Genomic DNA, 25,825 nt, shown 5'->3' with positions numbered 1-25,825 from the left:
AGGGAATTATAGCAAAAATAATGAGTAGCTTCAAGTTAAAATTGATGAAATGAGGCAGGAATTACGAACTTTTAAGAGATTTTATCAACTTTTGTTCTCTTTCAGAAAATAACCACGAAAATGCCAACCGATTTACAAAAAAGAAGGACGAAAAAGTAAGTTTTTATTGAAAGAATACGAATAGTAGAATTGAAGAGACGCTAGGGCAAAGTGATGGTATAATAGAAGAGATAGAAACATTTTAGAATGAAAGAGGAATTATGATGACAAAAATTCGTGGATTTAAACTTGTATCAAGCTATACCAACCAGAACTTGCTACCAAAACGGGAAACAGCCCATGCAGCTGGCTACGACTTAAAGGTGGCAGAGCGCACGGTCATTGCACCAGGAGAAATCGTTCTTGTTCCAACTGGGGTCAAGGCCTATATGCAAGCGGGTGAAGTGCTCTATCTCTATGACCGTTCCTCTAACCCTCGCAAAAAAGGTCTGGTCTTGATCAACTCTGTGGGTGTCATTGATGGAGACTACTATGGCAATCCAGGAAACGAAGGCCATATCTTTGCTCAGATGAAAAACATTACCGACCAAGAAGTCGTTCTTGAAGTTGGCGAACGCGTGGTTCAGGCTGTCTTTGCACCTTTCTTGATTGCAGATGGAGATGAAGCAGATGGCGTGCGGACCGGTGGATTTGGGTCGACAGGGCACTAAGATGAAGATTATCTTTGTCCGTCATGGGGAGCCAGATTATAGTATGCTTGATAAACTTGAAGATCCGCAACTCTATAGTGGTTTTGGTCGTGATTTAGCACCATTGACAGGAAAAGGTCGCAGTCTGGCAAAAGAAGTTGCTAAAACTGCATGTTTTAGAAAGGCAGAGATTATTATTTCATCGTCTGTGACGAGGGCTTTAGAAACAGCACATTATATAGCAGTCGAAACAGGATTGGACTTATTTGTGGAGCCGTTTTTTCATGAGTGGCGTCCAGACTTAGATGGCACTAACTCTGATTTAACTAGTGTATTGGTAGCTCATGAATATTATCTAAAACATCAAGGAGCTTTATCTGAAGATTCTCCTTATCGCTATGAAACTGATCTAGAGATGCGTCATCGTTTTTTAAGAGCTTTGGAAAAATATAAAAATTATAAAACTATTATCATTGTAACTCACGGAATGCTCATGCGTCAGTTTGTGCCAAATGAGAAGATTGATTTTTGCCAAGTGATTGAGTGTGAGATAGAGATTTAGAAAGAGGTTTATCATCGCTAAGAAAAAAACGACTTTTATTTGTCAAAATTGTGCCTATAATTCACCCAAATACCTAGGGCGCTGTCCTAACTGTGGTTCTTGGTCTTCTTTTGTTGAGGAAGTTGAGGTCGCTGAGGTTAAGAATGCGCGTGTGTCCTTGACGGGTGAAAAGACCAAACCCATGAAATTAGCTGAGGTGACTTCTATCAATGTGCATCGAACTAAGACGGAGATGGAGGAGTTTAACCGAGTGCTTGGTGGCGGGGTTGTGCCAGGAAGTCTGGTCCTCATCGGTGGTGATCCAGGGATTGGGAAATCAACCCTGCTCCTTCAAGTATCAACCCAACTGTCTCAAGTGGGAACGGTTCTCTATGTCAGTGGAGAGGAGTCGGCCCAGCAGATCAAGTTACGGGCAGAGCGCTTGGGGGATATCGACAGTGAGTTTTATCTCTATGCTGAGACCAATATGCAGAGCGTGCGAGCAGAGGTTGAACGTATCCAACCTGATTTTCTGATCATTGACTCCATCCAGACCATTATGTCTCCTGAGATTTCAGGGGTCCAGGGATCGGTTTCTCAGGTGCGGGAAGTGACGGCAGAGCTCATGCAGTTGGCCAAAACCAATAACATCGCCATCTTCATCGTCGGGCACGTAACAAAGGAAGGAACCTTGGCAGGTCCTCGGATGCTGGAACATATGGTGGATACGGTCCTCTACTTTGAGGGCGAACGCCACCATACCTTCCGAATTCTGAGAGCAGTCAAGAACCGCTTTGGCTCCACCAATGAGATTGGGATCTTCGAGATGCAATCAGGTGGGCTGGTCGAAGTTCTTAATCCGAGTCAAGTTTTCCTAGAAGAGCGTTTAGACGGTGCGACTGGTTCGTCCATCGTAGTGACCATGGAAGGGACACGTCCAATTCTTGCTGAAGTGCAGGCCTTGGTGACACCGACCATGTTTGGAAATGCCAAGCGGACGACAACAGGGCTTGATTTTAACCGAGCTAGTCTCATCATGGCAGTGCTAGAAAAACGAGCGGGTTTGCTCCTTCAAAATCAGGATGCCTACCTCAAGTCTGCAGGTGGTGTCAAGTTGGATGAGCCAGCTATCGACCTAGCCGTAGCCGTAGCCATTGCTTCCAGCTACAAGGACAAGCCAACCAACCCGCAAGAGTGTTTCGTTGGAGAGTTGGGCTTGACCGGAGAAGTCCGCCGAGTCAATCGGATCGAACAACGGATCAATGAAGCTGCTAAGCTCGGTTTCACCAAGATTTATGTGCCTAAAAATTCTCTGACGGGGATCACGACACCATCGGGGATCCAGGTCATCGGTGTGACGACACTAAGTGAAGTCTTGAAGAAAGTATTTTAATAGAAGAAAAGAGGCTGGGACGAAAGTCCTAGCCTCTCAATTGTTTTTGGATTGTCGAACAAGACGCAGTGGTTGAGTGGGCTCTACTACGCTGATTTCATCAGCTTTTACAGCCCTACTCAACTGTGCGGAGGTGGGACGACGAAATCGAATTCTAACGAATTACCGATTTCTGTCCCACTCTCTTTTTTCAGATGTGACAGATGACGGGAGATCCTCTCTGACAGAAATAGGGAGATGTGGTAAAATAATAGATGATTTGAATTTCAAAGGAACAAAGGAGAGACCATGTCTTATTTTGATAATTTTTTAACAGCCAACCAAGCTTATGTAGCGTTGCATGGAGATCTCCGTCTTCCGATTAAGCCCAAAACACAAGTCGCCATCGTGACCTGTATGGATTCCCGCCTTCACGTGGCACCAGCACTGGGCCTGGCTCTTGGAGATGCCCATATTTTGCGGAATGCTGGAGGTCGCGTGACAGATGACATGATCCGCTCCTTGGTTATTTCCCAGCAGCAGATGGGAACCCGCGAAATTGTCGTCTTGCACCATACAGACTGTGGCGCACAAACCTTTGAAAACGAAGCTTTCCGGCAGCATCTAAAGAAAGAACTGGGAGTAGATGTGGGAGAGCGCGACTTCCTCCCCTTTCAAGACATTGAAGAGAGTGTCCGTGAAGATATGGAGCTTTTAAAAGCTTCCCCTTTGATTCCAGAGGATGTAGTGATTTCAGGAGCTGTGTATGATGTGGATACCGGATTGATCTCCGAAGTGAAATAAAATAGAAGAGTTCAAGAAAACAAAACGACTTTGTTTTCTTGAACTCTTTTTTATTGGCGTAAAAAAATTGAACCAAATAGGAAAAAATGTGACAATTTGGCACAAAATATTAAAAAATATGTGGTATAATATAACATTTTAACAAGAATATTACAATTAAATTTCAACAGATTGACTCTTGATGTCAATAATGTTACAATTTTATTTGTATCATGGAATCATGAAATATGAAAAAGGAGATCCTATAAATGAAGGATATTTTCAATAGACGCCAACGCTTTTCTTTACGAAAATATAGCATTGGGGTTTGTTCTGTTCTCTTAGGAACAGCGCTCTTTGCTGCAGGAGCTCAATCTGCGTCAGCGGATGAAGCAAAAGCAGCCTCTGAATCTGCGGGAACAGCAGCTTCAGAAGCAGCACAACCTGCTACAACAGAGTCAAGTCAATCAGAAGCACCAGCTGCTTCTAAGGCATACGGGGAAGGAGCATCAGTTCCAAAAATTGACCTTTCTGGGACTGCTGCTGCAACTTCAGAAACACCAGCTCCAGCAACTGAAAAAGCTGAAGTAGTTGAAACACCAGCTGCTACAGAAAACAAGGAAGCTAAAGCTGAAGAAGCTGCAAAACCAGCTAAAGCTGAAGAAGCTACAAAACCAGCTCCAAAAGCTGAAGCACCGAAAGCAACTACTACACCAGAAGCGAAAAAAGCTGATGAAAAGAACCAAGCGCACAGTGCTACGTCAGAAGCAGCAAAACCAGTTGCTTCTACAAGCACTGCAACTAGCGAAAGCTCAGAAGCAGCAAGCGCAAGTGAAGCTGCAGCAGTAGCCCTCAATCCTACAGTGCAGCCAGCTTCACTTCGTGCTACTGATGTTCATCCAGAAGATCAGGCAACAGCTGAAGTTCGTAGTGCAACGCTTGACCGCGCAGCAACTGATTTGACGAATGCTGGTGCTTTGGCAACAAGTCGTAGCCGTCGTGGACGTCGTGCTGCTACAGACCACAATAACGAGCCAGTTGCTGTAGCAACTTTCCTAAAAGACGGTGAAGTTGCTACACCTGAGATGACGGATCCAAATGGTGCAAGTGTTCGTTCACAAACAGTACCATCAGGATATGCTGCTAAAGAAGGCGATTGGTACACATACGCTATCTGGGATTTAACTGAATTCAACAAACGATATAGCAGAAATTATTATGCACGTGCATATAAGAGATTTGATGAATCTACAGATACAACAGTTGAATTACTAGATAAAGGTACTGGTAATGTACTAGAAACAAGAACTATTACTTCATCTAGTGGAGTTCAAAAATTCACTACTACTACATCTGCATCTAATAGTGAATTAACTTTCCAAGTTGATTATAAAGCAGGGATTGGTGATAAAGGTAAAGCAGCTCAACCATTTATTCAAAATGGTTATGAAGTTGGAAGTAGTATAACAAGACTAGTGGCACCAGGGCACCAACTTACACCGGCAGAACAAGCACTTTATAATGCGGTTTATAACGCTCGTACTACAACAGATATACTAAACGTTGTAGAACCAGCTTATAACGGTCGTACAATTACTGATTCAAATGCTAAAATACCAGAAACAATTAATAAAACAACTTACTATAAAGTAGTTGATAAAAACAACCCAACATTTAATGCAAATAAAACAGATAAAACTGTTCAAGATTATAAAGAAAATGGTAATGAAGTAGATTTAGCTAGATATACTCTTAAAGCTGAAGAAGGACAAAGCTTCACAGCATCTGGTGAACGTCAATTTGACGGATACAAACTGTACCAAACAGCTGACGCAAATGATAAATCAGGTTATGTAAGTCGTCCTTACACAGTTGGAACTAAATTCATGGATGCAGACCGTTATGGTATTAAACGTATTAAAGAAGTAGTTGGAGAAGACGGTTCAGTAGTAGTTCGTGTTTACTTATTAGATCCAAAACAACAAAGTAAACGTTCTGATGGTACATTAGACACAGATGGATACATGTTACTAGCAGAGACTAAGCCAATTAAACCAGGTGATTGGAATTCACAGGAATTAGCTGTTAAGAAAACACCTCTTTACACTATTCCACATACAGCAACTGATCCAAAAACAGGAGTAAAAACTGAATATCCAAATGGTAAGGAAATTGAATTTGATTTCTATAAAGGTTCTGACATGCCACCATATCACGCTGTATTTGTACCATTCTTAGGGGATAATATTGGATACAAGATAGATAATGCACAATTAGAACGTGGAATATACGGTAGTGGTATAAAAGTTGACTTAGCAAACTCGTTAACACCATATAAACAACCTGTTTACTACTATGTAAAACAAGAGCCAGTTGAAGTAACTCCAGAAGTTGAAAAACAACTTGAAGGACGTGTATTAGCAAATGGTGAGTTTACATTCAAACTCAAAGAAGTACAACCAAATAAATCGCTTCCAGCTCATGAAGAAACTGTAACTAACAAAGCTGACGGTAAAGCTACATTCAGCAAATTAACATTTAACAAAGTGGGAACTTACACTTACACAATCACTGAGACTCCAGGTTCAGATGCAAATGTTGAATACGATGCAATGACAGTTACGATGACTGTTACTGTAACTGAAAACGCTCAAGGTGATTTACAAGCTTCAGTTAAATACAGTGGTGAAGGTGGATTTGCCGCAAGTGCTGATGACAAAATCTTCAACAACTATGTTGTAGCACCAGTTAAGACTAAGTTTGACTTCAGTAAAAAATTAGCTGGACGTGAACTTAAAGATGGCGAATTCAAATTCGTTCTTAAAGATGAAAACGGACAAGAAGTTGAAACTGTTGCCAACAAAAAAGATGGAACTGTAACCTTTACAGAAATTTCATTTGACAACACTAAAGTAGGTACTCATACTTATACAGTAGAAGAAGTGATCCCTGCAACTAAAGAAGTAGGTATGACATATGACACGATGAAAGCAACCATCACTGTTGAAGTTGCTAAGAATGGTCATGCTCTTACAACTGTAACAAACGTTTCATCAACAGGTGGGGTAGATGCGAATGGTAATGCTACTGACGGTACTGCCGATAAAGAATTCAACAACAAGATCACTCCTCCGGAAACACCTGAGTTCCAACCAGAAAAATTCGTCCTTAACAAAGAAAAATTTGACCTAACAGGTACAAAATTAATGGACGATGACGATGAGCTTCAGGATGAGTACACAGAAACAAATGCAAATCCATATGCTGATCAAGTCAAGAACAATGAAGCAGAAAACATCAATACGAAGACTGTTGAGCGTGGTGATAAATTAGTTTACCAAGTATGGTTGGATACTAAGAACTTCACTGACAAAAACAACATCCAATCTGTTGGTATCTCTGATACTTACGATGCAGATAAATTAACTGTTAACGCTGCTGATATTAAAGCATACGATAGCGTAACAGGAGTTGATGTAACATCTAAATTTGATATTACAGTAGCTAACGGAGTCATTACAGCTACATCTAAAGCTTCTATGAACAAATCTTTAGGTGATGCTGATAACACTCAAGTTATCGACACAACTAAATTCGCATTTGGTCGCTACTACAAATTCGATATCCCAGCTACAGTTAAAGCGGATGTTCCTGGTGGGGTAGACATCGAAAATAAAGCTAACCAAATCGTTCACGTTTACAACCCAGTAAGCAAATCTGTAGAAACTCCAGAAAAACCAACTCAAAAACGTGTGAACAGTGTACCAATCACTGCGGAATTCAACTTCACAAAACGTTTGGAAGGTCGTGCGCTAACAGCTGGCGAATTTACATTCGCGTTGAAAGACAGCGACAATGTTGTGATTGCGACTGCAACCAACGATGCAGATGGTAAGATTAAATTCTCTCCAGTAGAGTACACAAATAAAGCTGGTGAAAAAGTCACTGCCCTTAAATACAAGAAGGGTCAAGAAGGTACGTACACTTACTCTGTAACAGAGGTGAAAGGTACAGACGCAACTGTCACTTACGATACAATGAAGGCAGAAGTAACTGTAACAGTATCTCACGACGGTACAGCTAAAGCATTGGTTGCTAACGTAACTGAACCAGCTGACAAAGAGTTCAACAATACAGTAACTCCTCCAACAGAACCTAAGTTCCAACCAGAGAAATACGTTGTTTCTAAAGAAAAATACGATATCACTGGTGACAAGCTCGTTGACGATGATAGAGAGTTGGCAGACAAGTACGCAGATACAAATGCGAACCCATATGCGGACGATGCATCAAACAACGAAGCAGAAAACTTGAATACCAAGACTGTTGAACGTGGTTCTAAATTGGTTTACCAAGTATGGTTGGATACAACTAAATTTGATGCAGCTAACAAGGGCAACATCCAAACAGTTGGTATCTCAGATAACTATGATGAAGCTAAATTAAATCTTAATAAAGCTGACATCAAAGCCTATGACTCTGTAACAGGCGCAGAAGTAACAGATAAATTCGATATTACTGTGAACAACGGTGTGATCACTGCTAACTTGAAAGCTGGCTTCACGAAGTCATTGGGTGATGCAGAAAATACACAAGTGATCGATACAACTAAATTCGCATTTGGACGTTACTACAAGTTCGATATTCCAACAACAGTGAAAGACGATGTGGTAGCTGGTGCAGATATCGAAAATACTGCGGCTCAAGTAGTGAACTACTACAACCCAACGACTAAGAAAGTTGAAAAACCTGAAAAACCAACTGAAAAACGTGTAAACAATGTTCCAATCTCAGTTGAATTCAACTTCACTAAGAAATTGGAAGGTCGCGACCTCAAAGCTGGCGAATTCACATTCGAGTTGAAAGATAGCGACAATGTTGTGATCGCAACGGCAACCAACGACGAAAGCGGTAACTTCAAGTTCACTCCAGTTGACTACACAAACAAAGCTGGTAAAACTGTCACTGCCCTTAAATACCAGAAGGGTCAAGAAGGTACGTACACTTACACTGTAACAGAGGTTAAGGGTACAGATTCAACTGTCACTTACGATGAAATGGCTGCAGTTGTCACTGTTAAAGTCAGTCATGATGGTACAGCGAAAGCCTTGATCACAAACGTGACAGATCCTGCCGATAAAGAATTCAACAACAAGGTAACTCCTCCAACAGAACCTAAGTTCCAACCAGAGAAATACGTTGTTTCTAAAGCGAAATTCGATATTACAGGTACGAAGCTCGTTGATGACGATTCTGAATTGACAGATAAATATGGTGAAACAAATACAAACCCATATGTCGATGGAACTTCAAACAACGAAGATGAAAACTTGAATACTAAGACAGTTGAACGTGGATCTAAACTTTACTACCAAGTATGGTTGGATACAACTAAGTTTGACGCAAACAACAAAGATAACATCCAAACAGTAGGTATCACAGATAACTACGACAAGGATAAATTGACTGTTAATGCTTCAGATATCAAGGTTTACGATTCAGTTACTGGTGCGGATGTTACGACTAAATTCGATATCGCTGATAACAATGGTGTTCTGATAGCTAACCTTAAGGATGGCTTCACTAAGTCACTTGGCGACGCTGAAAATACACAAATCATTGATACTACTAAGTTCGAATTTGGACGCTACTATAAATTTGATATTCCAGCAACAGTGAAAGACGATGTCGCAGCTGGTGCAGATATTGAAAACAAAGCAGCACAAGTCGTTAACTACTACAACCCAGTAAGCAAGACAGTTGAAAAACCAAACAAACCAACTGAAAAACGTGTCAACAGTGTTCCAATCTCAGTAGAATTCAACTTCACTAAGAAATTGGAAGGTCGCGACCTTAAAGCTGGCGAATTCACATTCGAGTTGAAAGACAGCGACAATGTTGTGATTGCGACTGCAACCAACGACAAAGCTGGTAAGATCAAGTTTGCTCCAGTGGATTACACCAATAAAGCTGGTGAAACTGTCACTGCCCTTAAATACCAGAAGGGTCAAGAAGGTACCTACAAGTACACAGTAGAAGAAGTTAAAGGCTCAGACGCAACCGTTACATACGATACAATGAAAGCTGTCGTTACAGTTGAAGTTCGTCATGATGGTACAGCCAAAGCCTTGATCACAAACGTGACAGATCCTGCCGATAAAGAGTTCAACAATACTGTTCGTCCTCCAGAAGAACCTAAGTTCCAACCAGAGAAATACGTTGTTTCTGAAGAGAAATTCGATATCACTGGTGACAAGCTCGTTGATGATGATAAAGAGTTAGCAGACAAGTACGCAGATACAAATGCGAACCCATATGCGGACGATGCATCAAACAACGAAAAAGAAAACTTGAATACCAAGACTGTGAAACGTGGCGACAAGTTGGTTTACCAAGTATGGTTGGATACAACTAAATTCGACGCAGCTAACAAGGACAACATCCAATCAGTAGGTATCTCAGATGACTACGATGAAACTAAGTTGGATCTTGATTCTACTAAGATCAAAGCTTACGATTCAGTAACAGGTGATGATGTAACAGCTAAATTCGATATCGCTGTGAACAACGGTGTGATCACTGCAACTCTTAAAGATGGCTTTACGAAGTCACTTGGCGATGCGGAAAACACTCAAGTGATCGATACAACTAAGTTCGCCTTCGGACGTTACTACAAATTTGATATTCCAACAACAGTTAAACAAACAGTTAAAGCTGGTGTAGATATCGAAAATACTGCGGCTCAAGTTGTAAACTACTACAACCCAACAACTAAGAAAGTTGAAAAACCAAGCAAACCAACTGAAAAACGTGTAAACAACGTTCCAGTTGAAGTAGAATTCAACTTCACTAAACGCTTGGAAGGCCGTGAACTGAAAGCCAACGAATTCAGCTTCGTTCTTAAAGATTCAACTGGTAAAGAAGTTGAAACTGTAAGCAATGATGCATCTGGTAACGTTAAGTTCAAAGCTCTTGAATTCAAGAAGGGTGACGAAGGTGTTCACAACTACACTGTAGAAGAAGTTAAAGGTTCAGACGCAACCGTTACATACGACACAATGAAAGCGAATGTAACAGTCACTGTATCACACGACGGAACAGCTAAAGTTCTGATCGCGACTGTAGGCGACATTGCGGATAAAGAATTTAACAACCGTGTAACTCCTCCAGAAGAACCTAAGTTCCAACCAGAGAAATACGTTGTTTCTGAAGAGAAATTCGATATCACTGGTGACAAGCTCGTTGATGATGATAAAGAGTTGGCAGACAAGTATGCAGATACAAATGCAAATCCATATGCTGACAAAGATACCAACAACGAAGCAGAAAACATCAATACCAAGACTGTTAACCGTGGAGATAAGTTGGTTTACCAAGTATGGTTGGATACAACTAAATTCTCAGCAACTAACAAAGAAAACATCCAATCTGTAGGAATCTCAGATGACTACGATGAAGCGAAGTTGGAACTTGATTCAACTAAGATCAAAGCTTACGATTCAATAACAGGTGATGATGTAACAGCTAAATTTGATATTACAGTTAATAACGGAGTAATCACAGCAACTCTTAAAGCTGGCTTCACTAAGTCACTTGGCGACGCAGAAAACACTCAAATCATTGACACGACTAAATTCGAATTCGGACGTTACTACAAGTTCGACATCCCAACAACAGTGAAAGCTGATGTACCTGGTGGTGCAGACATCGAAAATACTGCGGCTCAAGTAGTTAACTACTACAACCCAGTAAGCAAGACTGTTGAAAAACCAAACAAACCAACTGAAAAACGTGTAAACAACGTTCCAGTTGAAGTGGAATTCAACTTCACGAAACGTTTGGAAGGCCGTGAGCTTAAAGCTAACGAATTCAGCTTCGTGCTTAAAGATTCAGAAGGTAATACTCTTGAAACTGTAAGCAATGATGCGGCTGGTAATGTTAAATTCTCAGCTATGGAATTCAAGAAAGGTCAAGAAGGCGTACACAACTACACAGTAGAAGAAGTTAAAGGAAGCGACGCAACCGTTACATACGACACTATGAAAGCGAATGTGACAGTCACAGTAAAACACGATGGAACAGCTAAGATTCTCGTAGCGACTGTAGGCGACATTGCGGATAAAGAATTTAACAACCGTGTAACACCTCCTGAAACTCCAGAATTCAATCCAGAAAAATATGTTCTAAACGAAAAAGAATTTGATTTGACTGGAACTTCATTATTAGATGATGATAAAGAGTTGGCAGACAAGTACGCAGATACCAATGCGAACCCATATGCGGACGATGCATCTAATAACGAAGCAGCGAATATCAACACTAAATCAGTTAGACCAGGTCAAAAACTTGTTTACCAAGTATGGTTGGATACAACTAAATTTGACGCAAACAACAAAGACCATATCCAATCAGTAGGAATCTCAGATGACTACGATGAGGCTAAAGTTGATGTTGATGGTTCATCAATCAAAGCTTATGATGGTAAGACTGGTGCGGATGTAACAGCTAAATTCGATATCACTGTGAACAACGGTGTGATTACTGCAACCCTTAAAGATGGCTTCACTAAGTCACTTGGCGATGCGGAAAACACACAAGTCATCGACACAACTAAATTCGAATTCGGACGTTACTACAAGTTTGATATCCCAGCTACAGTGAAAGCTGACGTTAAAGGCGGAGTAGACATCGAAAATACTGCGGCTCAAGTAGTGAACTACTACAACCCAACTACTAAGAAAGTTGAAAAACCTGAAAAACCAACTGAAAAACGTGTCAACAGCGTACCAGTATCAGTAGAATTCAAATTCACGAAACGTTTGGAAGGCCGTGAGCTTAAAGCCAACGAATTCAGCTTCGTTCTTAAAGATTCAGAAGGTAAGACTCTTGAAACTGTAAGCAACGATGCATCTGGTAACGTTAAGTTCAAAGCTCTTGAATTCAAGAAAGGTCAAGAAGGCGTACACAACTACACAGTAGAAGAAGTTAAAGGAACAGACGCAACCGTTACATACGATACCATGAAAGCGAATGTGACAGTCACAGTGAAACACGATGGTACAGCTAAAGTACTTATCGCGACTGTAGGCGACATTGCGGACAAAGAATTTAACAACAAGGTGACTCCTCCAGAAACTCCAGAGTTCAACCCAGAGAAATACATCTTGAACGCTGAGAAATTCGACCTTACTGGTAAATCACTTCTTGATGATGATAAAGAATTGGCAGACAAGGTTGCGGAAACAAACGCAAATCCTTACGCTGATAAGGCTGACAATAATGAAGCAGCAAACATCAATACTAAGACTGTGAAACGTGGCGATAAGGTTGTTTACCAAGTATGGTTGGATACAACTAAGTTCACTGAAGCGCACAACATCCAATCTGTTGGTGTTACTGATGACTACGAAGAAGACAAACTTGACATCAATGTTGCAAACATCAAAGCTTACGACTCTGTAACAGGCGAAGATGTGACTGCTAAATTTGATATCAAGGTTGAAAACGGTGTGATCTCTGCAACTTCTAAAGCGGACTTGACTAAGTCACTTGGAGACGCAGAAAATACTCCAGTGATCGACACAACTAAGTTTGCGTTTGGACGTTACTACAAGTTCGACATCCCAGCAACAGTGAAAGATACTGTTAAGGGTGGTGCGGATATTGAAAACACTGCAGCTCAAATCGTTCACCAATACGATCCAACAAGCAAGACAGTGAAGAAACCAAACAAACCAACTGAAAAACGTGTTGTGAACATCCCTGTTTCAGTAGAATTCAACTTCACGAAACGTTTGGAAGGCCGTGAGCTTAAAGCTAACGAATTCAGCTTTGTTCTTAAGGATAAAGATGGTAAGACTCTTGAAACTGTGAAGAACGATGCATCTGGTAACGTTAAGTTCTCAGCTCTTGAATTCAAGAAAGGTCAAGAAGGAACTTACAACTACACTGTAGAAGAAGTCAAAGGAACTGATACAACCGTTACTTATGACACTATGAAAGCAGTTGTAACAGTTGAAGTTTCTCATGATGGAACAGCGAAAGCTCTCCTTACTAAGGTAACGGATCCATCAGACAAAGAATTCAATAACACTGTTCGTCCACCTGAAACTCCAGAATTCAACCCAGAGAAATACATCCTGAACGAATCTAAATTCGATCTTACAGGTGTGAAACTTCTCGACGATGATAAAGAGTTGAAGGATAAAGTTGCGGAAACAAACGCAAATCCTTACGTTGATAAGACTGATAACAACGAAGCTCAAAATATCAATACCAAGACACTCAAGAAGGGTGATAAAGTATACTACCAAGTATGGTTGGATACAACTAAATTCACTGAAGCACACAATATTCAATCTGTTGGTGTTACAGATAAATATGACAGTGCAAACTTGAATGTCAACGGAGCTGATATTAAGGCATACGACTCTGTAACAGGAGAAGATGTAACAGCTAAGTTTGATATCAAGGTTGAAAACGGTGTGATTACTGCAACTTCTAAAGCAGAATTGACTAAGTCACTTGGAGACGCAGAAAATACACAAGTTATCGACACAACTAAGTTGGCCTTCGGACGTTACTACAAGTTTGAAATCCCTGCAGAAATTAAACAATCTGCTCAAGAGGGTGTGGATATCGAAAATACAGCTTCACAAATCGTACACCAATACGATCCAACTAAGAAGTCTGTAGAAAAACCAGAAAAACCAACTGAAAAACGTGTAGTAAACATTCCAGTTAAGGTTCAATTCCAATTTACTAAGAAATTGGAAGGTCGTGAGTTGAAGGCTGGTGAATTCAGCTTCGTTCTTAAGGACGAAAAAGGAAATGTGATCGAAACCGTAACCAATGATGCGGCTGGTAAGATCCAATTCTCAGCACTTGAATTCAAGCGTGGTGAAGAAGGAACTCATCTCTACCATGTAGAAGAAATCCGTGGCACAGATTCTAGCGTTGAATACGATAAGATGGTTGCTACTGTTGGTATCGTGGTGAATAAAGCAGGTAAGGTATTAGTAGCTACTACTAAGCTGCCAGAAGATACAGAGTTCAACAACACTGTTATTCCGCCAACACCGCCAACACCACCAACACCACCAACACCACCAACACCGCCAACACCGCCAACACCGCCAACACCGCCAATACCGCCAACACCGCCAACACCGCCAACACCGCCAACACCTACAACTCCTCCAGCTCCAGCACTTCCTGAAACTGGTGAAGAACAATCAGCGTCTGCTGCATTGTTAGGTGCTGCACTTGGTATGGTTGGCCTTGCGGGACTTGCAAAACGCAAAAAACGCGAAGACTAAAATTGAGGTGACATCAGCAAACTTGTTGATGAGGTGACAATTTTAGATCCAACAGGAAGAGGCTTTGCTCGAAAGAGCAAGGCCTCTTTGTTTGTTGTTGGAAACTTATAAAAAATGGTATATATTATGAAATATTTCAGAAATTATTCCATTAGTCATTTCATTCTGTTACTAGTTTCAGCCGATTTTTGTTGACTTAAAATATGGAAAACAGTATACTAGTAAAGTAATTTGATCTTTCAAACTGCCGGCAACAAGGGGAATGAATCCACTTTGAATTGGGATACAGTAGGGTTTGGAGTGGTAGTACTTCACACCCTTATTGTCGTCGGTTAGCCTATTAAGACCAGACTTGTGAAACAAACACAGGTTTCTTTTTTGCATATTTATAATAGATTATAGAACCCTCCTGCTCCATATAATCAGGAGGGTTCCGTTTTATTTTTAAAAAGCTGGTGATCCAAGAAATATTGTGAATTTCCTATAGGTTCTCCTCCATATTTGTGATACAATTAAACTACTATTATCGAAGGGAGAAACTATGATTAATTCAATTGTTTCACAAGGTTTGATTTGGGCCATTTTAGGGTTAGGAATCTTTATGACGTTCCGAATTCTAGATTTTCCAGATATGACGACAGAAGGTTCTTTCCCGCTTGGAGGAGCGGTGGCGGTAACCTTGATTACCAAAGGGGTCAATCCACTCCTTGCGACGCTGGCTGCTATTGGAGCAGGGTGCTTGGCAGGACTTGCGACGGGTCTTCTCTACACAAAAGGAAGAATCCCGACACTCTTGTCAGGGATCCTCGTGATGACGTCTTGTAACTCGGTTATTCTCTTTGTCATGCAGCGGGCTAATTTGGGACTTCTGGGCTATAAAAAAATTCAGGAATTTCTTCCTTTTGCTAGTGGGTTCAATGAGATTCTGATTGGCTTGATTTTCGTAACGCTTGTGATCCTTGGTTTGATCTTCTTCTTGGATACACGCTTGGGTCAAGCCTATATTGCGACAGGGGACAATCCGGATATGGCCAAGAGCTTTGGGATCAACACCGACCGGATGGAATTGATGGGCTTGGTCATTTCAAATGGGATTATTGCTCTTTCTGGTGCACTGATGGCCCAGCAAGAAGGCTATGCGGATGCTTCACGTGGGATTGGTGTCATTGTTATTGGGCTTGCCAGCCTCATTATTGGAGAGGTGCTCTTTTCAAATGTCACTTTGACAGAGCGCTTGCTCAGTATTGCGATCGGATCGATCGCCTACCAATTTTTGATTTGGGCCGTGATTGCGCTTGGCATCAATACCAGCTATATTCGAATCTTCAGTGCCTTGATCTTGGCTATCTGCCTGATGATTCCAACCTTTAAGGGAAAAATCATGAAAGGAGCGAAACTCAGTAAATGACAGCAATTGTAGAATTAAAAAATGTAACCAAAGCCGTAAGCAATGGGATGAACGAAGAAAAAGTCATTCTAGATGATGTTTCCTTGGAAATTCGAGAGCATGATTTTATCACGATTTTGGGGGGGAATGGAGCTGGAAAATCAACCCTCTTTAATACCATTGCTGGGACGCTTCCAGTTAGTAGCGGGAAGATTTATATTCTAGGGGAAGATGTAACCAACTATTCTCCTGAAAAGAGAGCCAAATACTTATCGCGGGTCTTTCAAGATCCTAAAATGGGCACAGCGCCTCGTATGACAGTAGCAGAAAACCTCTTGGTAGCGAAGTTTCGTGGAGAAAAACGTGGCTTGATTCCGCGTCACCTGGCCAGCTATAAAGAAGAGTTTCAAACAGTCCTTGCTAAGATCGGTAATGGCTTGGAAAATCATATCGATACAGCCGTTGAGTTTCTATCAGGGGGGCAACGACAAGCCTTGAGTCTGTTGATGGCGACACTGAAACGTCCAGAACTCTTGCTTCTAGACGAACACACTGCAGCCTTGGATCCAAAAACCAGTCAGGCGCTCATGACCTTGACCGATGAGTTTGTGAAACAAGATGCCCTCACAGCTCTTATGATCACTCACCATATGGAAGATGCTTTGAAATATGGAAATCGCTTGATCGTCATGAAAGACGGGCACATCGTCCAAGACCTCAACCAAGAAGAAAAAGCCCAAATGACCATCGCAGATTACTATCAATTGTTTGAGAAAGAATAAGATACAAAGGGCGTAGCGGATACAGTCAAAATAGGGAATTCGACGCAGAATCTTCAGATTCTAGGAGAATTCATCTTTTTGACACAATCCGCAGCCCGTGTTCAATTCGTGTAACGGCAAGTACTATGGTACCTTGCCTACACGACTCACTAACTCCTCAGGTGGATGGTATCGATCCACCTTCGTCCTGTCGCATTTCGCTAAGATACAAAGGGCGTAGCGGATAAAGTGAAAATAGGGAGTAGGACAGAAGCGACATCACTTAGGTGGTTTGATGTAGAAGTAGTTTGTCTGCATGCTAGAGAGTGGGACAGAAATCGGTAATTCGTTAGAATTCGATTTCGTCGTCCCACCTCCGCACAGTTGAGTAGGGCTGTAAAAGCTGATGAAATCAGCGTAGTAGAGCCCACTCAACCACTGCGTCTTGCTCGACAATCCAAAAATAATTGAGAGGCTAGGACTTTTTCCCATCCTCTTTTCTTTTTCTTAAATCATCTATAAAACCGCATAAAAATTGGAACTAGTTTCAGTTGAAATCGCTTGCAATTACTTAGGTAGCTGAGTATAATATAGTTAGAAAGATAAAGAAGGGATTGATACCAATGCCTTATCGATTTAAAATTTAGGTTACTTCGTTTTAGGCCTGTTTTGCTGATATCTGTTCATGCTCTTATCGTAAAAGAGCAGTCATGTCGTGTGTGTCGGATCGGTTGGACGGTCGGGCAAACCTGCTTAGTTTGTCCGGAGACATAAGAAAACGTGGAAATAGTAGGTAGAAGCTTTTTGTAAAGGTTTTCAAACTTCGATGCGTCCAGTCGAAAACTAATCATTTGGATTTAGGATAGCAAAGAAAACCTCTGGTATTTTACACAAATACTATTAAATGAAATCAACATCATAAACATTGTTTTGTTAGCCAAAAGGTTAATTGCACCAAGTCAGTGAAGCAGACCAGGCCTCTAGTCCCGTAAGACTGGAGGCCATTTTTATAAAATACTCAGGAGGAGGTGAGAGTATGGGATTGTCGTATGCACAAGAATATAGTTGTCGGGACCATTTTCGGCAAAGAGCTTTTGAGCGCTTTGGCGTAGATGATCAGCACTTGAATAAGTGGATCAACCAACACCTCTCCTCCCTCTCTCCTTATGATAGTAATGTGGTTCAACCCGCCAACACAGAAGCCTATGTAGCCAGTGATGGCGTCATCTTTGTTTGCAATATCAAAAGTCGGGAGTTCATCACTTGCTTTAAGGCGGTTAATTACCAAGAATCTAAGGAAGAAGAGGAAGCCTATACGGACATTCACGAAAACAATGTCGCTTCCTTCAAAAAAGATGTGAACCACCTAGTCAATCGCTACCGACTCAAGGAAGCCAAAGAGCTGTTTGAAAACATTGGGGAGGACTTGGATGATTTTTATCGCCTTTCCCAAGCGGTCAAAAACGGCCAATTGAGCGAACGAAATAGTCAGCGCCTAGAGGAATTGCTAAGCAAATTCCATGTGATCAAGGCAGCCATGCGGATCATTGAAAATAAACGGGGAGATTATCATTTTTAGGGTCTTTTCCCCCTAAAAATAGGCGCCTAGAAGTCCTCTCATCTACTTTAGATGAGAGGACTTTTTTGCCGTGGAATGCTTTTTGAAAAAAAGAGAAAAAAATTGTATAATAAAGTGGATATGCAAATATTTGCAAAGCTGTAATTCGACTTGGGCGACCAAGGACCGTAAGTATTAAAATAATCACACTAAAGGAGACAACAGTGAGTAGTATTAAATTAGTCACTCTTGGCGGTGTTCGAGAAAATGGAAAAAACCTCTACGTTGCCGAAGTGAACGATTCGATTTTTGTCTTGGATGCAGGTTTGAAGTATCCAGAAAATGAGCAACTTGGGGTGGATGTCGTCATCCCCAACATGGATTATCTATTTGAAAATAAGGACCGCATTGCGGGTGTTTTCTTGACCCACGGTCATGCGGATGCCATTGGGGCTTTGCCTTATCTTTTGGCGGAAGCGAAAGTCCCTGTATTCGGGACAGAGTTGACTATTGAGTTGGCTAAACTCTTTGTGAAAAGCAATGACAGTGTGAAGAAATTCAACGACTTCCATGTTATTGATCAAAATTCTGAGATTGATTTTGGTGATGCCGTCGTCTCTTTCTTTCAAACAACCCACTCCATCCCTGAAAGTATCGGGATTGTGATTGGCACTCCTGAGGGCAATATCGTCTATACAGGAGACTTTAAATTTGACCAAACTGCCAGCGAGTCCTACGCGACAGACTTTGCTCGCCTAGCTGAGATTGGACGTGAAGGCGTACTTGCTCTCTTGAGTGACTCGGCCAATGCGGATAGTAACATTCAAGTTGCCAGTGAGCAAGAAGTAGGTGATGCCATCTTAGATACGATCGCAGACTGGGATGGTCGTGTCATCGTGGCGGCGGTAGCCAGCAACCTTTCTCGGATCCAGCAGGTCTTTGACGCTGCAGCTGAAACTGGCCGTCGGGTGGTCTTGACAGGGTTCGATGTGGAAAACATCGTCCGCACAGCTATTCGCTTGAACAAATTGTCTCTTGCCAACGAAAAACTCTTGATCAAGCCAAAAGAAATGAGCCGTTTCGAGGATCATGAATTGATCATTTTGGAAACAGGCCGGATGGGTGAGCCGATCAACGGCTTGCGCAAGATGTCGATTGGTCGTCACCGCTATGTGGAAATCAAAGATGGAGACTTGGTCTACATCGTTACAACGCCATCTATTGCTAAAGAAGCTGTGGTGGCTCGTGTGGAAAACATGGTCTACCAAGCAGGTGGGATTGTCAAATTGATCACATCAAGCTTGCGTGTATCTGGTCACGGAAACGCACGGGACTTGCAGTTGATGATCAACCTTCTTCGTCCTAAATACCTCTTCCCGATCCAAGGGGAATACCGCGAATTGGATGCCCATGCACGAGTAGCGATGGAAGTCGGTATCTTGCCTGAAAATATCTTTATTCCAAAACGCGGAACTGTGATGGAGTACGAAAAGGGGGACTTCGTCCCTGCCGGTAGCGTCTCAGCTGGAGATGTCATGATCGATGGAAATGCCATTGGTGATGTGGGCAATATCGTCCTTCGTGACCGCAAGGTCTTGTCAGAAGACGGGATCTTTATCGTGGCGCTCACCGTGAATCGCAAAGAGAAGAAAATTATTTCCAAAGCGCGCGTGCACACCCGTGGTTTTGTCTATGTCAAGAAGAGTCGGGATATTCTTCGTGAAAGTTGCGAATTGGTCAACCAAAGCGTTGAAGACTATTTGGCACAAGACAGCTTTGACTGGGGTGAGTTAAAAGGCTTGGTACGCGACAACTTGTCTAAGTTCTTATTTGAACAAACCAAACGCCGTCCAGCCATCCTACCAGTTGTGATGGAAGTAAAATAATAGTAGAAAACGAAACGCTTGGCGGCCCGAGGCTTGCCGAGTGTTTTTAACAGTAGAAAGAGGAAATCAAATGGCAGTTATGCAGATTGAGTATTATTCAGAAGCCTTGAAGATGGAGTGGGGCGTGTCCGTCCTTTATCCCGATGCATCGCGCGTGGAAGATCCAGCGGATACGGATATTCCGGTCCTTTATCTCTTGCACGGGATGAATGGCAACCACCACTCTTGGTTGAAGCGGACTAATGTGGAGCGCATTTTGCGAAATACCAATCTGATCGTGGTCCTGCCTAATACCAATAATGGTTTTTACACAGATACCCAGTATGGCTACAACTATTACACAGCTATTGCGGAGGAATTGCCAGAGACTCTTTCTCGCTTCTTCCCTAATATGACCAAGAAACGGGAGAAAACCTTTATTGCTGGCCTATCCATGGGTGGCTATGGATCGATGCTCTTGGCTCTCAAGACGAATCGTTTCTCCCATGCGGCTAGTTTTTCCGGTGCTCTGAGTTTCCACGATCGGGACTTTGAAAACAATGACTTGGAACAACCAGCTTTTTGGAAGGGGATCTTTGGAGAGATTGAGGATTGGACGACCAGTCCCTATTCGCTAGAGACTGCTGCCAAGAAGTTTTCAGATAAGAAGACCAAACTCTGGATCTGGTGTGGGGAGCAGGATTTCCTCTATGAGGCCAATAATTTTGAAGTCAAGGAACTAGAAAAGTTAGGTTTGGATGTCACCTATACCCACAGCCCAGGTAAGCACGAATGGTTCTACTGGGAACGTGAGTTGGAGCACTTTTTACAAACCCTGCCAATTGACTTTGAATTGGAAGAAAGACTAAACTAAGATACAAATAGATTGGATATCAGTCAGAGCAGTTGTTCTGACTTTTTTTCATATATAGGAAGAAAAGCTAGAAAGCTCACTTATTCATTTCAGTCCTGCTTTCTTTGTGGTATAATAGGAACGATTGAAAAATGAGCTAGAAATAGCGAACAAGACAAGAGGAGAGAAACATGGCAAAAGATATTCGTGTGCGTTATGCACCAAGTCCAACCGGACTACTACACATCGGAAATGCTCGGACAGCATTGTTTAACTACTTGTATGCACGCCACCATGGTGGAACATTTATCATCCGTATCGAAGATACGGACCGTAAGCGCCACGTAGAAGACGGCGAACGTTCACAGCTGGAAAACCTGCGTTGGTTGGGCATGGACTGGGATGAAAGTCCTGAGACGCATGAAAATTACCGCCAGTCTGAACGTTTGGAACTCTATCAAAAATACATCGACCAACTCTTGGCTGAAGGAAAAGCCTACAAGTCTTATGTGACAGAAGAAGAGTTGGCAGCTGAACGTGAACGCCAAGAAGCAGCAGGTGAAACACCTCGCTACATCAACGAATACCTTGGGATGAGCGAAGAAGAAAAAGCAGCTTATATCGCAGAACGTGAAGCAGCGGGTGTGATTCCAACGGTTCGTTTGGCAGTGAATGAGTCTGGTATCTACAAGTGGCATGATATGGTCAAAGGCGATATCGAGTTTGAAGGTGGTAATATCGGTGGGGATTGGGTCATCCAGAAGAAAGATGGCTACCCAACTTACAACTTTGCCGTTGTGATCGATGACCACGACATGCAAATCTCTCACGTTATCCGTGGAGACGACCACATTGCCAACACCCCAAAACAGCTCATGGTCTATGAAGCCCTTGGATGGGAAGCGCCAGAGTTTGGTCACATGACCTTGATCATCAACTCTGAAACTGGTAAGAAGTTGTCTAAACGGGACACCAATACCCTTCAGTTCATCGAAGATTACCGGAAGAAAGGTTACCTTCCAGAAGCAGTCTTTAACTTTATCGCACTTCTTGGTTGGAACCCTGGTGGGGAAGACGAAATCTTCTCTCGCGAAGAACTTATCAAGCTCTTTGATGAAAATCGTCTCAGCAAGTCTCCAGCTGCTTTCGACCAAAAGAAAATGGACTGGATGAGCAATGAGTACATCAAGAATGCGGATCTTGCGACCATCTTTGAAATGGCTAAACCATTCCTCGAAGAAGCAGGACGTTTGACAGACAAGGCTGAGAAATTAGTGGAACTTTACAAACCACAAATGAAGTCAGTGGATGAAATCGTTCCATTGACAGACCTCTTCTTCTCAGACTTCCCAGAATTGACAGAAGCTGAACGAGAAGTCATGGCTGGTGAAACCGTGCCAATTGTACTAGAAGCCTTTAAGGCAAAACTTGAAGCGATGTCAGATGATGAATTTGTAGTAGAAAATATCTTCCCACAAATCAAAGCGGTTCAAAAAGAGACTGGTATCAAAGGGAAAAATCTCTTTATGCCGATTCGTATCGCTGTTTCAGGGGAGATGCATGGGCCAGAATTGCCAGATACCATCTACTTGCTTGGACGCGAAAAATCCATCCAACATATTGAAAGCATGTTGGAAAAAATCAGATAATTATCAGGAAAGTCCCTATTAAATGGGGCTTTTTGTTTTACCTCTAAAGTAAAAGTATTATAGGATTTTCAAAAAATTTCCCCGGTTTGACAAATTGATCCCACTGAAAACGATTTTATTACTATCTAAAACAAAAATTATAAAAAAATAGCAATAATTAAGGATAATTGCTTCCAAAAATCGACACATTAGTCTATAATGTAAGGGAAATAAAAAATGTAATAAGGAGACAGAAATGTTTTTTAAACGTTCGAACGGTGAATTCCGTGAAACGGATCGTGTGACTCGTTTCAATTGATCAAATCAGGTAAAAACTGGTTGCGTGCTGCGACTTCTAACTTTGGTCTTTTGAAGGTCATTCGTGGTCAAGTCGAAGAGACTGTTGTAGCTGAAGTGCGTGAAGACGCAGTATCAGTGAAAGAAATGACAAGCCGTGGCTTGCTCAAAGGGATCGTAGCAGCTGGGGCTGTTCTTGGTGCAGCTACAGTAGCGAACACTGCAAAAGCAGATGAAACTGGATCAGATGTTGCGACTGCATCTGAGCTTTCAAGTGAAGCTCTTGTAGAACAAGGAAGTACAGTACTTGGTACAACTTCAACAACTGAATCTCAGTCTGAATCAACAACAGAATCAACAACTGAGTCAACAACAGAATCAGCTAGCGCTTCTGCATCTGCAAGTGCTTCAACCTCTACAAGCGTATCTGTATCTCACTCAGCTTCATTGAGCGAACAAGGTTCAGCAGAACTTTCAGCAGCTTCAAGCGAATCAACTGTAGCAGCTGGCTCTGAAGCAAGTGTAGAAAGCACTACAACAGTAGCGAAAGCTGAAGATAAAGTTGTTTTGGAACAAAACACTTCAGAAGCAGCATTGTTGAACAAGATTGCAGGAGACTACTCAGCAACTGTTTCAGCTCCAGAAAAGAAAGCAGCACTTGAAGCTGCCATCGCTAAAGTTCAAACAGAATTGACAGCAAGCAACAGCTTGATCAACGCTAATGCTTCAGCTCAATCTTACGCAGACCAACGCGAACGCTTGAGCAAGTCAGTAGATGACATGATGGCAACTTTGACTGCAGCAGGTTTTACTGGTAACACAACAGTGAATGGTGCTCCAGCAATTTCAGCTCAGTTGGCACCAATCTCTACAGATACTAAAGGTCCTGAAACTACTGTGCCAGCTATTGCAGATCCTAACGGTGCAACGATTGAGGATGCAGCCTTCAACAAAGCAGGTTATGCATTAGATCCAAACGCAGATCGTTATACCTTTGGTGTATGGCAATTCCTTAAGACAGATCATGCTTCTGGCAATAAGACTTATTTTGATTACTACGCTACTCTTTCAGTAGACCGTTCAGCCATCACTGGTAGCCTTTCAGCTAACCCAGATGTACATTTGCGTATTGTGAAGAAATCTGATGGTACTGAAGCTTATACACGTACCCTCAAAGCTGGAGAAAGCAATATCTCTCTTCCAAGCTACATCACTAACAACAACTCTGATGTAACCAATACCTTGACTTACACTGGTGCTAACGGAAGTGATCCAGGTAATGTAACCTTCTCATTGGTCAACGCTAACCTTGAGTATGAAACACTTCAAATTCGTGATACCAACTACCCAGGTAACGAAAATGAAGACAAGCCAAACGTTCAAACTTCGGTTCCTTATGCAGTTGCTGAGCAAACAACTCACTATAAGCTTATCCAAGGTAACTCTACTCCAGGTCAACTTTACAAACCTACTGGAAATGAAACAGATCTGGCAAGCTATACGCAAAAAGGCCTTGCTGGTCAACAATTTACAGCTTCAAACAACCGTGATATCCCTGGTTACAAGCATGTAGCTGCTACAACAGATTCTACTCAAAAAACATCTGGTATCCTTGGTAAGGGTGTTGTCGGTCAAAAACTGGTCGAACTTCAAGGTGGAGCCAACCACTACTATGTGAAACGTATTTCTGAAATCGTTGATACGGAAGGCTCAACTGTAACGAAATTCTACGCTCTTGATCCATCTCAAGTGAACAATTTTGCTACATCTGATATTGGTACAGAAGATGTATCGAAATACACACTCATCTATACAAGTAAAGTTAATAAGGCTGGTGAAGAGTGGAAGGCTGATGAGACTAAAGTTACAAAAGTAAACAGTAAAAATGGTGATTACTATCTTGAAGTCAACGAAACTGCTGGAAGCAAATCACTCATTATTACTGGTTGGTCGTCTGCTACTGAGACAGATACTTATAAACAAATGGACGGAACTCTACACACTTATCCACGTCCATTCAAAGGTGCTCCAAGCACATCATTGACACCTGCGGGTGCTGGTAACAACAGTTACAATGTCATTGCTGGTAAAGTTCCAGAAATCCAAGCAGAAGGATCTGTTGCGAATGACCCAACAGCACCAAATGGTAAAGTATACTCTGAATTGAAGGGTTATTCATCATTCTCAAACAACTACTCAATTCCTACTGCGATTAAACCATCAACTGATGTAAACTATTACTTTGAGAAAATGGGTGATTCTGAGTCTGCATCTCAATCACAATCTTTCTCTACCTCTGCTTCAAACTCGCAATCCGAGTCAGAAGTAGTGTCTAAATCACAATCTGTATCACAATCAGAAGTAGTATCTAAGTCACAATCTGTATCACAATCACAGGCTGTGTCTAAGTCACAATCCGAGTCTGAAGTAGTATCTAAATCACAGTCTGTATCACAATCACAGGCTGTGTCTAAGTCACAATCTGTGTCACAGTCAGAGGCTGTTTCTAAGTCACAATCTGTATCACAATCAGAGTCAGAAGCACCATCTAAGTCACAATCTCAATCGAATACTGAATCAGCTTCACAATCTATTTCAGAGTCACTTTCTGAATCAGCATCAACATCAGCACAAGAATCTGCAAGTGCATCAGCATCTGAGTCAGCTTCTACATCAGCACAAGAATCTGCATCAGCGTCTGCATCTGAATCAGCTTCTACATCAGCACAAGAATCTGCAAGTGCATCAGCATCTGAGTCAGCTTCTACATCAG

13 protein-coding genes are annotated in these 25,825 nt (G+C 41.9%); 12 read left to right on the top strand and 1 reads right to left on the bottom strand.

The features are described 5' to 3' along the window. Positions 1-263: 263 nt before the first annotated feature. The 7 genes from LIZ08_RS06525 to LIZ08_RS06495 all read left to right on the top strand — a co-directional run bounded on the left by LIZ08_RS06525 (position 264) and on the right by LIZ08_RS06495 (position 16,872). A complete protein-coding gene (locus tag LIZ08_RS06525) occupies positions 264-710 on the top strand; it encodes a dUTP diphosphatase (RefSeq protein ID WP_227038530.1) in 447 nt (148 codons plus the stop codon). A gap of 1 nt (position 711) precedes the next feature. Continuing rightward, a complete protein-coding gene (locus LIZ08_RS06520; RefSeq protein ID WP_227038520.1) occupies positions 712-1,251 on the top strand; it encodes a histidine phosphatase family protein in 540 nt (179 codons plus the stop codon). 13 nt (positions 1,252-1,264) lie between these two features. Further along, a complete protein-coding gene (radA, locus tag LIZ08_RS06515; protein WP_227038529.1) occupies positions 1,265-2,623 on the top strand; it encodes a DNA repair protein RadA in 1,359 nt (452 codons plus the stop codon). A 288-nt stretch (positions 2,624-2,911) separates the two neighbouring features. Then, on the top strand, positions 2,912-3,406 hold the full coding sequence (locus LIZ08_RS06510) for a beta-class carbonic anhydrase (RefSeq protein ID WP_049491763.1): 495 nt from the start codon (positions 2,912-2,914) through the stop codon (positions 3,404-3,406). 248 nt (positions 3,407-3,654) lie between these two features. Then, the gene (locus LIZ08_RS06505; protein WP_227038519.1) at positions 3,655-14,703 is read left to right on the top strand and encodes an SspB-related isopeptide-forming adhesin; all 11,049 of its coding nucleotides are present in this window, start codon (positions 3,655-3,657) and stop codon (positions 14,701-14,703) included. 541 nt (positions 14,704-15,244) lie between these two features. Beyond that, positions 15,245-16,111: an ABC transporter permease gene (locus LIZ08_RS06500; RefSeq protein ID WP_003008955.1), complete on the top strand. Its 867-nt coding sequence runs from the start codon at positions 15,245-15,247 to the stop codon at positions 16,109-16,111. Continuing rightward, the gene (locus tag LIZ08_RS06495; RefSeq protein ID WP_031575699.1) at positions 16,108-16,872 is read left to right on the top strand and encodes an ABC transporter ATP-binding protein; all 765 of its coding nucleotides are present in this window, start codon (positions 16,108-16,110) and stop codon (positions 16,870-16,872) included. Before LIZ08_RS06500 ends, LIZ08_RS06495 begins: the two co-directional genes overlap by 4 nt. 258 nt (positions 16,873-17,130) lie before the next feature. Here the strand turns inward: LIZ08_RS06495 and LIZ08_RS06490 are convergent, their stop codons facing one another. Further along, on the bottom strand, positions 17,131-17,343 hold the full coding sequence (locus LIZ08_RS06490; RefSeq protein ID WP_227038532.1) for a hypothetical protein: 213 nt from the start codon (positions 17,341-17,343) through the stop codon (positions 17,131-17,133). A 544-nt stretch (positions 17,344-17,887) separates the two neighbouring features. On the opposite strand from LIZ08_RS06490, the gene LIZ08_RS06485 reads away from it, so the two are divergent. From LIZ08_RS06485 to LIZ08_RS06465, 5 genes are all read left to right on the top strand, one after another. Then, positions 17,888-18,430: a hypothetical protein gene (locus tag LIZ08_RS06485; RefSeq protein ID WP_227038518.1), complete on the top strand. Its 543-nt coding sequence runs from the start codon at positions 17,888-17,890 to the stop codon at positions 18,428-18,430. A 203-nt stretch (positions 18,431-18,633) separates the two neighbouring features. After that, positions 18,634-20,295, top strand: coding sequence for a ribonuclease J (locus LIZ08_RS06480; RefSeq protein ID WP_227038517.1), 1,662 nt, complete (start codon positions 18,634-18,636; stop codon positions 20,293-20,295). Positions 20,296-20,365: 70 nt separating this feature from the next. Beyond that, a complete protein-coding gene (locus LIZ08_RS06475; protein WP_155128208.1) occupies positions 20,366-21,148 on the top strand; it encodes an alpha/beta hydrolase in 783 nt (260 codons plus the stop codon). Positions 21,149-21,318: 170 nt separating this feature from the next. Then, the gene (gene gltX, locus LIZ08_RS06470; RefSeq protein ID WP_049497081.1) at positions 21,319-22,776 is read left to right on the top strand and encodes a glutamate--tRNA ligase; all 1,458 of its coding nucleotides are present in this window, start codon (positions 21,319-21,321) and stop codon (positions 22,774-22,776) included. A 294-nt stretch (positions 22,777-23,070) separates the two neighbouring features. Next, positions 23,071-25,825 (top strand): accessory Sec-dependent serine-rich glycoprotein adhesin (locus LIZ08_RS06465; RefSeq protein WP_227038516.1); only part of this gene is annotated, 2,755 nt, incomplete at its 3' end.

It is taken from the genome of Streptococcus sp. 210928-DFI.4.42, from assembly GCF_020554365.1.
In the GTDB taxonomy this organism is placed as follows: Bacteria; Bacillota; Bacilli; order Lactobacillales; family Streptococcaceae; genus Streptococcus; species Streptococcus parasanguinis_S.
Note: the sequence above shows the minus strand (reverse complement) of the source record. Positions and strands in the feature narration are given on the sequence as shown.